The organism is Undibacter mobilis, from assembly GCF_003367195.1.
GTDB lineage: Bacteria > Pseudomonadota > Alphaproteobacteria > Rhizobiales > Xanthobacteraceae > Pseudolabrys > Pseudolabrys mobilis.
Map to the genome: position 1 here is coordinate 1,422,130 of NZ_QRGO01000001.1, position 12,608 is coordinate 1,434,737.

The 12,608-nt window shown below is 60.2% G+C and carries 10 protein-coding genes and 1 pseudogene; 9 read left to right on the plus strand and 2 right to left on the minus strand.

Features of this window, described 5'->3' with window-relative positions:
- Nucleotide 1: 1 nt before the first annotated feature.
- Nucleotides 2-1,753, plus strand: a complete 1,752-nt coding sequence (locus DXH78_RS06735) for a hydantoinase B/oxoprolinase family protein (RefSeq protein ID WP_115517762.1) — start codon at nucleotides 2-4, stop codon at nucleotides 1,751-1,753.
- A gap of 760 nt (nucleotides 1,754-2,513) precedes the next feature.
- Here DXH78_RS06735 and DXH78_RS20060 read toward each other — a convergent pair.
- A pseudogene (locus DXH78_RS20060) lies at nucleotides 2,514-2,612 on the minus strand (GNAT family N-acetyltransferase); the annotation flags it as partial.
- A gap of 184 nt (nucleotides 2,613-2,796) precedes the next feature.
- Between DXH78_RS20060 and DXH78_RS19780 the strand changes: the two are divergent.
- From DXH78_RS19780 to DXH78_RS06775, 8 genes are all read left to right on the plus strand, one after another.
- Nucleotides 2,797-2,973: a hypothetical protein gene (locus DXH78_RS19780; RefSeq protein ID WP_168192725.1), complete on the plus strand. Its 177-nt coding sequence runs from the start codon at nucleotides 2,797-2,799 to the stop codon at nucleotides 2,971-2,973.
- A 216-nt stretch (nucleotides 2,974-3,189) separates the two neighbouring features.
- A complete protein-coding gene (locus tag DXH78_RS06745) occupies nucleotides 3,190-4,092 on the plus strand; it encodes a LysR substrate-binding domain-containing protein (RefSeq protein WP_115516329.1) in 903 nt (300 codons plus the stop codon).
- A 246-nt stretch (nucleotides 4,093-4,338) separates the two neighbouring features.
- Nucleotides 4,339-5,859: an FAD-dependent oxidoreductase gene (locus tag DXH78_RS06750; protein ID WP_115516330.1), complete on the plus strand. Its 1,521-nt coding sequence runs from the start codon at nucleotides 4,339-4,341 to the stop codon at nucleotides 5,857-5,859.
- 40 nt (nucleotides 5,860-5,899) lie between these two features.
- Nucleotides 5,900-6,757: a transporter substrate-binding domain-containing protein gene (locus tag DXH78_RS06755; RefSeq protein WP_115516331.1), complete on the plus strand. Its 858-nt coding sequence runs from the start codon at nucleotides 5,900-5,902 to the stop codon at nucleotides 6,755-6,757.
- Between the two features lie 41 nt (nucleotides 6,758-6,798).
- A complete protein-coding gene (locus tag DXH78_RS06760; RefSeq protein ID WP_115516332.1) occupies nucleotides 6,799-7,545 on the plus strand; it encodes an amino acid ABC transporter permease in 747 nt (248 codons plus the stop codon).
- Nucleotides 7,542-8,372 carry an amino acid ABC transporter permease gene (locus DXH78_RS06765; RefSeq protein ID WP_115516333.1) on the plus strand — a complete coding sequence of 277 codons (831 nt, stop codon included), beginning with the start codon at nucleotides 7,542-7,544 and terminating at the stop codon, nucleotides 8,370-8,372. The genes DXH78_RS06760 and DXH78_RS06765 overlap by 4 nt, the downstream gene beginning before the upstream one ends.
- The gene (locus DXH78_RS06770; RefSeq protein ID WP_115516334.1) at nucleotides 8,362-9,144 is read left to right on the plus strand and encodes an amino acid ABC transporter ATP-binding protein; all 783 of its coding nucleotides are present in this window, start codon (nucleotides 8,362-8,364) and stop codon (nucleotides 9,142-9,144) included. The genes DXH78_RS06765 and DXH78_RS06770 overlap by 11 nt, the downstream gene beginning before the upstream one ends.
- Nucleotides 9,145-9,224: 80 nt before the next feature.
- Nucleotides 9,225-11,270: an NADH:flavin oxidoreductase gene (locus DXH78_RS06775; RefSeq protein ID WP_115516335.1), complete on the plus strand. Its 2,046-nt coding sequence runs from the start codon at nucleotides 9,225-9,227 to the stop codon at nucleotides 11,268-11,270.
- Nucleotides 11,271-11,290: 20 nt separating this feature from the next.
- Here the strand turns inward: DXH78_RS06775 and DXH78_RS06780 are convergent, their stop codons facing one another.
- Nucleotides 11,291-12,586, minus strand: coding sequence for an NAD(P)/FAD-dependent oxidoreductase (locus tag DXH78_RS06780; protein WP_115517763.1), 1,296 nt, complete (start codon nucleotides 12,584-12,586; stop codon nucleotides 11,291-11,293).
- Nucleotides 12,587-12,608 lie beyond the last annotated feature (22 nt).

Below are 12,608 nucleotides of genomic sequence, written 5' to 3' on the forward strand. Positions count from 1 at the left end.
GATGAACATCCACAAACCTAAGGCGGAAGCCTTCCACAAGGCGTCAGGCGTGGCCGGTACTGAACCAGACGCAGTGACCGTCGAGTTGGTCCGCAACGGTTTGATTGCGGCCACCGAAGAAATGAAGACGGTCTTGATGCGGACCGCCTACAACATGATCATCTATGAAGCACTCGACTTCACGGTCGGGCTGTTCGATGCCGACGGCGAGACGATCTCGATCGGCCTCGGTCTGCCGATGTTCATGCGCGGCATGAGTGACACCGTTAAAGCGCAGCTCGCGCATTTCGGCCACGATGGAATCGAGCCGGGTGACATTCTGGTGACCAATGATGCCTACATCACGGGCTCTCACCTTAACCATCCCACCTTTTCGATGCCCATCTTCGATGGCGATACGATTGTGGCCTTCGCGACCTGTATGGCGCACTGGCTGGACATCGGCGGCGTCCTCAACGGCATAACGACGGACATCTATTCCGAAGGATTGCAAATCCCGATCGTGAAGTACCACAAGCGCGGCGTCCTGAACGACGATGTCTATCAGTTCATCCGCCTCAATGTGCGTAGGCCGGAACGGGCGATTGGAGATCTTGAGGCACAATTGTCGGCCGTTCGCGCCGGTGCGCGTCATTTCCAGGCGATGCTTCAAAGGTACGGCAGAGATCTGCTTCTCAAGAGCATCGAAAAGATCAAGGGCCACAGCGAGGCACTGGCGCGCGCTGCGATCCGCGAGATCCCGGATGGCGTTTACGAGGCGGAGTCGTTCATGGACGACGATGGTATAGACCTCGATCGCCCCGTTCCGATCCGCGTCAAAGTCGAAGTGCGTGGCGAAGAGATGACGATCGATCTCAGCGGCGTCAGTCCGCAGGTCAAGGGCTTTTACAATTCCGGTGCTGGCGAGGCGAGCGCCCAGGTGGCCTTTAAATGCCTGACGCTGTCGCAGGACTTTCCCATCAATGACGGCGCCTATCGGCCTCTCAAGGTGATCATGCCGCCGGGCACCGTCATCAGCGCGACGCGGCCCGCGCCCATGCGGGTGTGGATGTGTTATCCGATGACCGTCATCGACACCATCTTCAAGGCGCTTTCGGACGCGATTCCGTCAAAGATCATTGCTGCGCATCACGCGGACCTGATGACGGCAAATGTCAACGGAATCCATCCAAAAGACAACCAGATGTTCCTGTATCTCGGTGGTCTTATCGGCGGAGGCTGGGGCGCCAAGCACGATGAAGACGGTATGTCGGGAACCGTCTGCATCAACGACGGCGACACTCATAATGGCCCGACCGAGCAGGTCGAGAATAAGTATCCGGTGCTTGTCGAGCGTTACGCCTTGCGCCAGGACTCCGGAGGCGCCGGCAAGCAGCGTGGCGGCCTTGGGACGGAACAGATTGTCGTCGCGCTGGCGCCCATCAATGTGAACACGCGGTGCGATCATGTGAAGAACCCGCCCGCGGGTCTGCAAGGTGGCTTGCCCGGTGCGGGTAATCAGGTAGGCAAACGCGGCAAAGACGGAAAACAGAGCATCTTCCCGAACGGCAAAGTCACGATGCGATTGGATGTAAATGAAGCCTATATTGTCCGTTCAGGCGGCGGCGGCGGCTTTGGCGATCCGCTCAAGCGAGATCGCGAGCGTGTCAAAAACGACCTTTATCAGGGCTACATTTCTCCTGCCGGCGCGGCACGTGACTATGGGCTAGACACTGGTTACGCCCAAACTGGGCCGTCAGGTCATTCAAATTGATCCCTGCGACAGATAAAAGCGACGCCACGAGCGCGGTTGCCGGGCATCCCTGGGACCAACGGACAGCCCCGGTCACATTTCGCCGCGGACCCGCGGAAACACCGCGGGCGAATGTAAAAGACTTGGTCGACGCGACGATGACTATCGGCGATTCGCTGAATCGCTGCCAGGCAAGGTCGCTTATATCGCTTCGAGCGCAGTTGTTTTGCCCGTAAGCCATCACAAGACGAAGATGAGCAGGAGATGACTTTCAGCGACGGCGGAAAGTCCGCGGGGTAGGTCTTAGACCCTAAATATTGCGACACCTGACGGCATCATCCGATCTCATCGGCGCCCAGCGGGTGCAGGGAGAAGCGTGACCTCAATGAAATCTAGCACTGCGCTGTTGAGATGGGGCCAAAATAGTGGTACACACCATGTCGTAAGGCGGTCGGTAAGGCATTGATTTTACAGACGATATAGCGAAAGACGGGCAATCCCTCCCTCTCCGCCAATTTTTTCTTTGCTCCGCCTTTTTTGGCAGTTGAGCTAACCCTTTGAGAAATCACGACGCCGGCTTTCGCGATCGAGTCATGGCGAAGCGTGCAACACGCGATGTAGCCCATCATCTATTCGGCCGCGGGCTCGCGGCCCCAACCGACCTTGTGAACCGGCGGCAGGTGTTCCGACTGGGCCAGCAACCGCATTATGCGGATTGATTGAGGCGGGCACTGATCGACTCGGTCTTCTGTCCGCTGTTTGGGGCGTTGGCCTGCGGCATTCAACTCAGAGCGTAGCCGGCCAGTCCGTAGACCCAAGGCTCGTTGCTTTGCCGGTCCAGAAAACTGCGACCTTTGGACCGTGTCGTAACGGTCTCGGCAATGCCAAGGTCGCTCTGCGTGACATTGTAGGATAGCGCTCTCAATGTCCTTCCGGAGCTGCCATAAAGAACTGACGCATCGTTTTACGACATCGTCAAAAGCTTTGTGGGTCGGATGACTCATCTTAAATGCGTAGACTCGCGGGGGTTGGCTTGATGGGCGTTTTTTTACCCGGAGACTGCCGTGCGCAGCGCGATGGCTGTGCGGATCGATAAGTCGATCAAGTCGTCGATATTCGGAAGCTTGGTTGAGAACGAGGACCTCACGATGATCGGGGGCACGGGGCGCGGAGAGAGCGCCAAAGAACAATCGGACCTGCGGCGCCGATTCTTCAAAGCGGCGGGCATCAAGGCGAACTAGCGGAAGATGCAAGCGCGCTGCTTCGAGTACAAATGGCAAGATTCCGTAAGATTCCGAGACCCAGGGTCTTGTGTTGCACGTCTGGTCCTGAGGTGTGTGCTCCGGTCGGGGCAATCAGTTTTTGGTACCTGAACTGCCCCATGCGTTGTAAAATCGATCGTACGCTGCCTCAAAGAGCTGCAGGGCTATCACGTTGAATGCAGCGGATGATCATCAATGAATCTACTCTACTTCGCGGCCTTCCGAGCTGTGATGCTGACAGGTACGGTGAGTGCAGCGGCGGAACTGCTGGGCCGCAGCCAACCCGCCGTAAGCCGGTTGTTGGATAAGCTGGAGGCCGAACTCGGCGTCCCGCTTTTTGAGCGTCGGCGCGGTTTAGTGACGCCGACCTCGGTCGCGCGGCTTCTCCTCGACGAGATCGAGCGAGCCTATGTCTCGCTCGATTCATTGAAGAGCTTCGCCGCCCGCGTTGCCGAGGGCGAAAGCAGCCGTATCGATACGGCGATCATGCCGGCTCTTGCTCTGGGTTTCCTGCCGCGATTGCTGGCGGAATTCCAGAAGGACTGGCCAAAGACCAAGATCCTCATGCACGTCACTGTATCGGCGCGCATCGAGGAATGGGCGGCTTCGCAGCAGATCGATTTTGGTTTGGCCGAGACACCTTTCCGGCGTTCCGGCTTCCGCATCGAGCATTTCAGTGACACGCCATATGTCGCTGCTGTTCCGTCTGATCACCCGCTCGCCGACAAATCGCGGATCGAGCCGGCCGACCTTGTCGGTGTGCCGTTCATTTCCTGGGCATCCGTAACTTCGGGCGGACAATTGGTGGCCCAGGCATTCCGCACCTGTGGCGTGAAGTACGAACCGGCCTTTGAGACCACTGTCTCCTTCGTGGTTCATCAAATGGTCCGAAATGGTGCGGGGGTCGGGCTGATCGATCCTTATACGGCCATCAGCGAAAGCGACGCGCGCGTCCGCATCATACCGTTCACGCCGACGATTCCTTTCAACGTCGCACTGCTGCGCCCCGAGTCTAGGCCCGCCAGCCGTGCCGTCGATGCGCTGCTCGATCTGCTCGCAAGCCAGCGCGACGCCGCCTTGTACAGTTTGCCGCGGTAGTGTCGTCCCGGGGCTGGCGCAGTCGGTGACGTATCGGGCGATCGAGGCCAAACCTTCCAACTGCTCGCCATATCGGAACTTTCCAACTTTCAGCGACACAAGACTGGTGCTGGCTTCAGGCTCGGCCAGTCTCGCCGTCAGTATGCATTTCTAACATAACGATCGCCAATCATTCTATTTTGAGTATTTCGGATTTGACGCTTACGTTTCAGGGCCGATTTCTCGAACCGCCGTGTTGTACAGGTCATGACGACCCACACCGACGATGTGAAAGGCTTTGACGTCGTCGTCATCGGCGGCGGCATCAACGGAACGAGCGCAGCGCGGGAACTGACGGCTGCAGGCTATAGTGTCCTGCTTGCTGAGCAGGCCGACTTGGCCAACGGCGCGTCAAGTCGCTCGTCGCGTATCCTGCATTGCGGCCTGCGCTATTTCGAAACGCAACATCCGGTGCGGACTTTTGCGCGCTCGCCCACGCGTTTTCTCGCAGCGGTCCGGATGGCGAAGGCGGCCATGGAATCTCGGGAAGAGCTTGTCCGTCTTCAGCCCGAGCGGTGCAAGCCGTTCACCATGTGCTTCCCACTCTGGCGCGGCGATGACATCCGCAGTTGGCATCTCGACATCGGCTTTGCCCTGCTCGGACGTCTGGGGCCGCCGAGCCCGCCGCTCGACTATCGCCGTGTGGTCGATCTCGAACGGGACATTCCTTTCGTGGCCGATCTGCGCGATCGCAGCCGGCTGACATCGGTCGCGACGTATCGCGAATACATGATCGACTGGCCGGATCGTATCTGCGTCGACAATGCGCTCGAAGCGGAGCGGAACGGCGCCATCTTGCGCCTGTTCACGCGTGCGGCCCTTCGCGAGCGGACAAGTGACGGAGATTGGATCGTCGATCTCTCGGCCCGGTCGGGAGCTAGTGAAATCGTCCGCGCCAAGGTCATCCTCAATCTGGCGGGCAGCTGGATCGACAACGTGCGGCCGGTCGGACAGATGGCGAACCGCCCACTCGTGCAGGGTACGAAGGGGGCCCACATCGTCGTGCGGCTTCCCGATCGATACCAAGGCTACGGCGTCGCGACCCTCCACCGCGGCGGCATGCCCTTCTATTGCCTCCCGCTCGAAGGCGACCGCTTCTATTTCGGACCGACCGAGACGTTGTTCGACGATGATGCGGACAAGGCACGGCCGACCGTTGAAGATGTCGATTTCCTCCTCGGCGAGGCCAATCACTTGCTTCCCGGGCTGTCGCTGCAGCGCAAGGATGTGGAATTCACCTGGGCTGGCGTGCGCCCACTGACGTTTGATCCCGACCAGCCGATGGGTCGGCGCACGCGCGAGATCCACGATCTGACCGCAAGAGGAATGCCCCACGTGCTCGCCATGACGGCCGGGCCGGTGCAGAGCCACATGAGCGCAGGGCGGGAGTTGCACAATGCGGTCGCGCGGCTGCTGCCAGCGTCGGGTCGGCGAGTTGTCGTAAGCCAGGCCCCTTCGCGCCGCGTCGCCGCGCCGGGCGACTGTCGTGCGGCGTTGGCCGAAACATACAAAACCGCGGTCCTCCACGAACACGCGCGCGATCTATGCGGCATTCTTCGCACGCGCACGGGTCACGCCTGGGGACGGCATGTCGATCGCGATGTTGTCGACCACGCGGCACAGTCCGTGGCCAACCTCTTGGGGTGGTCCCCGGAACAGACGTCGAAGGAAGTCGATGACTTCCTTCGACACCAGAGTCGACATTTCCCGAAGGGACATGCGGCCTGAAAGGTTCAATAGCGAAAGTGAAAACGAAGGGGAGAAAGTTATGATATCATCAAGCAGGAAGAAGCATCTTGTCGCACTGACCGCCGCGTTCTTGGGTTCGATCGCGGTCCTGTCCGCCGGACCCGCGCAGGCCGACCGCCTCAAGGAGATCCTCGATCGGGGTACGGTGAGGGTCGGCGTTCAGGGCGCGTTTAAGCCCTGGTCGTTTCCGGCGCCGGACGGCACGCTGCAGGGCATCGAAGTCGATCTCGCCAAGAGCGTTGCAGAAGCGCTTGGCGTGAAATTCGAACCGGTCGTTATCACCTCCGCCAACCGCATGCAGATGCTGCAGCAGAGCAAGATCGATCTGATCATCGGCGGCATGTACGACACTGCCGAGCGCCGCAAGATCGTCGGCATCATTGAGCCGTCCTATTGGACCTCCGGGCCAACCCTGCTCGCCAAGAAGGGCGTCATCAAGGACTGGAAGGACATCGCGGATAAGCCGGTCTGCGGCAAGCAGGGCAACGCTTACAACAAGATGATCGAGACCGATCTGAAGGCGAAGCTGACCGCATTCGCCGGCAACACCGAAGGCAAGGAAGCACTGCGTAGCGGCAAATGCATTGCCTGGGCCTACGATGACGTCAGTATCATGGCCGATCTCGAGGTGCCGGAATGGAAAGATTACGAGATGCCGGTTTCGACGCTCTACAACAACCCCTGGGCTGCGGCCGTCCCGATTGAGGAAGTGAACAAGGGATGGGGCGTGTTCATGGCCGGCATGGCCTATCGCTGGCAGGCTGAAGGCAAGCTCATCGAGCTTGCCAAGAAGTGGAACGTCAAGCCGAGCGCCTGGTTCGCAGAACAGGAGAAGAAGCATAGCTGGGATCGCGCCTACCTGACGCCGAAGAACTGACCCGACAGTGTTCAGACCCGTCGCATTCATGATGGCCAGCCGTGCTTGATATCATCGGACCATTCTTCCGGCGGCTTCATGAGACGACGGGTCTGAACTTCAACGTTTTCTACGATCGCTACGAATACGATCGCTTTCTGACGGGAGCGTCCAATTCGCTGCAGCTTATCTTCTGGACGCTGCTGCTCTCTCTCGTGATCGGTGTACTTGGCGCTTGGGCCCAGAACGCCAGAAGCCGGGTCGTGCGTGTGGTGATGGGCGCCTATATCCAGGCTTTTCGCAATACCCCGCCCATGATCCAGCTGCTGTTCTTCTTCTTCGGATTGGGAACGCTTACGCCGACTGTCGATATGGGTGGTTATTCGCAGCCACTGATCTCGTCTTATGCCTGGGCAATCATCTCGCTGGGGATATTTGGCGGCGCATTCAACGTTGAGATATTCCGATCGGGTCTCGAGGCTGTGCCTGAATCCACCTTGGACGCCGCTGAAAGCCTCTGCTTCTCGCGCTGGCAGACTTATCTCTACGTGACATTGCCTTTGGCGGTCAGGATCAGCTTGCCGGCCCTGACCAACAACCTCGTGAGTCTAGCCAAGACAACTTCGCTGGCTTACGTGATCGCCGTTCCGGAGATGACTTACGTCCTCAATCAGGTCTGGTCGGACAATGTCAACGTCCCGGAAATGATGCTTTTGCTGTTCCTGTTTTATATCGTTGTGGTGACAGCGTTGGCCAGTGTTCTGCACTTCATTGAGCGCAGAGCCGCCCTGCCGGGGTATGGTCAATGAAACCACGCGCATTTTCCCTTGACCCGAGCCGCCTGACGCCCACGAGGCCGCTGTCCTATATCAGCTGGCGATACGGTGTGTGTCTGGTCGGAGCCCTTGCTCTTTCGCTGGTGTCGGCCTGGGCGCAAACAACCGTCGCTGGACGCCCCTCCGCAATCGAGACGCTGGGCATCTGGTTGCCCTTCATTCTTCGGGGTTTCGTTCTCAATCTGTTAATGAGCTTTGCGGCGATGGCGCTGGCGACTGTACTCGGGATTGGGCTGGGACTGATGCAGATCAGCCTGTTGCGGCCGATCCGAGCGCCGTCTCGCTTTATCACGCATCTCCTGCGCAACTCGCCCTGGCTCGTTATCCTGTTTGCCATCATGTATCTGCTTCCCGCGGAAGTGAGGTTGCCGGGAGGCGTCAAGATACTGCTTCCTGACTGGGCCAAGGCGACGGTCGCTTTTGCGCTGCCGGTGATGGGCAACATCAGTGAGATCGTTCGTGGGGCCGTGCTGTCCATTCCGACGGGCCAGTGGGAGTCGGCCGAAGGGCTTGCCTTCACCCGGTCGCAGACGCTGCGTTGGATTATCCTGCCGCAATGTATTCGTCGCGCCATCCCGCCTTGGATGAATTGGTACGCGCTGCTTACGCTTTCGACGCCGATGGCCTCGATCTTCAGTGTTCATGAGGCCGTTGCGAACGCGCAGGCTGGCATGGAGGCGGCGGGGGCCAGGCCCGACCTCCTCTTTCCGTTCTACCTGTTCCTGCTGTGCCTCTTCTTCGCCTACATCTATCCCATTGCCCTTTGGACGCGAAAGCTTGAGCGCCAGTATGCCGTCTGATCAGCAGAAACCCGACAGTTCTGCCCCGCCGTTACGGGGTGCGCCAATTGTCTCCTTGAAGGACGTCCACAAGGCATTCGGCGCCTTCGAGGTGATCAAGGGCATTAGCTTCGACGTCAGCAAAGGCGAGGTCGTTTGCATTATCGGGCCGTCGGGTTCGGGCAAGTCGACTCTGATCCGTTGCATCAACGGGTTGAGCCCGATCCAGCGCGGCTCGATTACGGTCCAAGGTCAAGAAGTCAACGACCCGAAGCTGGACAAGCTCGCCCTACGCAAGAAGGTCGGCATCGTCTTCCAGCAATACAATCTATTCCCGCACAAAACCGCGCTTGAGAACGTCATGATGGCGCCGCTGAAGGTTCTGCGGGAGCCGAAGGCGGAGGTGGAAGCGCGTGCCCGAGCCCTGATCGCTAAGGTGCGCCTCACCGGAAAAGAGGACGCCTATCCGGGGCAATTGTCCGGCGGTCAGCAACAGCGCGTGGCGATCGCACGAAGTCTCGCCATGCGGCCGGATGTGATGCTGTTCGATGAGGTTACAGCAGCGCTCGATCCGGAGACAGTCAAGGAAGTTTTGGTGACAATCAAGGAACTCGCGGCTGACGGTATGACCTGCATTCTCGTCACGCACGAAATGGGATTCGCGCGGGAGGTCGCCGACCACATCTACTTCACCGACAAGGGCGTCATCGTCGAGCACGGGCCGCCCCAGGAGTTCTTCAACCAAGCAAAGGATCCACGGACGCGGCAGTTTTTGAGCCAAGTCCTGTCCTGAGCCAAGTTTGTAACGATGTGCCGCGCAAATGCCTTCGTGTGCGCGAACGTACCGACTCGGCTCGGAGTCCGGAGACGCCAATGTATCAGCCTGACCCCGTGATCGTCGCCAAGGACCCGCTCCTGCAGCCGCTGACGATCAAGCATCTGACGATCCGCAACCGGATCATGAGCACCAGCCATGCCTGCGGGCTGGAGCAGAACGGCATGCCGGACGACGCCTATCAAAGTTATCACGAAGAGAAGGCAAAGGGTGGCATCGGCCTTTCGATGTTCGGCGGATCGTCCAATGTCGATATCGATTCGCCCAACATCTTCCGTCAGTTGAACGTCGGCACTGACGCCATTATCCCGTATTTGCAACGTTTCACCGACCGCATGCATGCCCATGGTGCGGCCTTGATGTGCCAGATTTCGCACCTGGGGCGCCGGGGCGATCCCTATGGTGGCGATCGGCTGCCTACGATCGCGCCTTCGCCAGTGCGGGAGACTGCGCATCGCAGCATTCCCAAGGAAATGGACGAGCACGACATTGATCGTGTCGTGAAGGCCTATGCCATGGCTGCGGTCCGCTGCAAGGAAGGCGGCCTCGACGGCATCGAGACCATGTCGGGCGGCCATCTGATCGGGCAGTTCTTCTCGCCCGATACCAACCGGCGCACCGACCGGTTCGGCGGTTCGGTGGAGAACCGCTGCCGGTTTGCCTTGATGGTGCATGAGGCGATCCGCAAGGCTTGTGGAGACAGGTTTCTCGTCGGGATGCGCTTCACAATTGACGAGGGCCCTGACGCCGCACTGCGCTTCGACGAGTGTATTCGCATCGCGCAAATTCTGAAGGAGGCCGGCGCTGTCGACTTCTTCAACGCGATCTATGGAGCAATGGACACCGTTCCGGCCCTGACCGAATACAACATGCCCGGCATGGGAACGCCGCTGGCGCCATGGGTTGAGCCGGTCGGCACATTTCGGCACGAGATCGGCCTGCCGGTTTTCCACGCGGCCCGCATCGCGGACCTGGCCTCCGCGCGATACGCGGTGCGTGAACGAAAGGTCGATATGGCGGGGATGACGCGCGCCCAAATCGCCGATCCCTACATCGTTGCGAAGCTGGCGAGCGGGCGCGAGCGCGAAATCCGGCCATGCGTCGGCGCCACGCACTGCCAGTCTCCCCATCGTCCGTCTTGTCTGCACAATCCCGTGACGGGTCGCGAACTGACGCTGAAACATCAGATCCCCAGGGCGGACGGACCGTCCAAGAAGGTTGTGGTGATTGGCGGCGGCCCGGCGGGGCTGGAAGCAGCGAGGGTCAGCGCAGAGCGCGGTCATGCCGTTTCGCTGTACGAGGCCGCAGCGGAGTTCGGCGGGCAGATCCTGGTGGGGGCGACCGGATCCTGGCGGCGCGACCTGAAAGGCATTGTCGAATGGCGGGTGTCCGAACTCGAGCGTCTGGGAGCGAGCCTGCATGCCAACACTTATATGGAAGAGGACGACATCGCCGCGCTGGAGCCTGACGTCGTCATCATGGCGACTGGCGGATTGCCGATGATCGACATCGGCGTGGGCGCCGAACTGTGCGTCAACACCTGGGATGTACTGACCGGTCAGTTTGCGCTCTCGGGAGAGGTACTGATCTTCGACGGAACCGGTCGCCATCCTGCACCCCTGGCGGCAGAACGGGCGGTCGAGATGGGCGCCCGGGTCAATTACGTGTCGATCGACGCGATGCTGGCAGAGGAGTTGACCTATGCCGAGCGCGTCCGCTGGAAGCAACTGTTCTTGAAGTATGCCATCCAGCCGATCACGGAAACGCGTCTCGTGTCGGTTAAGCGCTGCGACAATCGTCTTGAGGCAGCGTTGGTCAGTGATCTCACGCGTCAGATTACAACGGTCCTCGTCGACCACGTCGTCGTCGAGCAGGGCAGCATTCCGATGGCGGAAGTTTTCGAGCGACTGCGTATCCGCGCCAGCAATGAGGGTGTCACGGATCTCGGCGCTATCGTGGCGGCAAGGCCCCAGCCGCGGGGGCCGTCGCAGGGCTTCGAGTTGCATCGCATCGGCGACGCCGTCGCCAGCCGCAACATTAACGCGGCGATGTTGGACGCAGTACGGATCTGCAGCGCGCTATGATGCCTTGTCGACAGATATCGTTAGCGGCCTATATGGTCGAGGAACTGATACCAGCCCGCCACCGTGCGGACGGCTGGCTCGCGCAGGGAATAGAACGGGATCGCTTCCGGCCGTGCCCGACGCATCAGAGCGAGATCAATCTGATCGCCGAAGGCGAGATCGATCGCGCATCGGCCAAGGAGGCTCGCCATGGCGATGCCTGTGCCGTTGTAGCCCACCGCAAAGGCGGTTCGGCTATCCGCGAGGCCGATCTGCGGCAGGCTGTCCATCGTCATCGCAACGAGTCCCGACCAGCGATGGGTCACCGTGACGCCCGCGAGTTGCGGGAAGAGATCTTTCATTGCCGATTCAAGAGCCGCAAACGCCGGACCGGAATCAGCTTTCCCGAACGCCCCTCGCCCGCCGAAAAGCAGACGGTCGTCGATCCGGCGAAACCACCGCATCATCCGGCGGGTCTCGCTGTAACTGCGGCCGTTGCGCACGAGCGTCTGGAGAACCTGGGCCGAAAGCGGCTCCGTCGCGACCATCGCGCTTCGGAACGGGATTACGGATTTTCTGACGATGGCGGTCGCCGGGGCGAGGTCGGAGTAGCCGTTGGTTGCTATGACCAACCGTTCGGCGCGCACCGAGCCGAGCTCGGTGAAAACTTCAATGCCGTCAGGCGTGTTGTCTATCCGCTGCGCAATCGAATGTTCGAAGATGTGCCCGCCTCTGTCGCGAACGGCGCGAGCCAGCCCACGGGCGTAGTTGAGTGGGTGGATGACGCCCGCATGCTTGTTCAGAACTCCGCCGACAAAGGCCGCGCTCCCGGTCTCGTATTGTGTTTCTTCGCGGTCGAGGATCTGCAGACTTGTGTCGCCGAATGTCTCCGTGACGATTCTGGCCTCCTCGCGAAGGCTGGCGAGGGCATTCGCATTGTGGGCGCAACGCAGATTGCCGGTCTTTGCAAAGCCGGCGCTGCGGATCTCGTAGCGGTCGACATATTGCTCGACGCAATCCATGGCGTCGTGCGCGAGCCGGTTCATGCGCTTTGCGACGTCCACCCCGTGGTGCTTGGCCATGTCGCTTAGGGATACACGATACTTGGTCGAGACGACCCCGCCGTTGCGTCCGGAGGCGCCGAAGCCGACTTCGCTCGCCTCGATTACTACCGGTTTGAGGCCTCTCTCGATGGCTCGCAACGCCGCGGAGAGGCCTGTGTATCCGCCTCCGATGATGGCGACATTCGCTGTAGTCACGCCCGAGAGACGTGTCGGCACGGGCACCGCTGTCGCGGTGTCGCGCCAAAGCGACGATGGAGGCGTAAGGTCGGACATTGCCGGCATTCCCGCGGGTGAA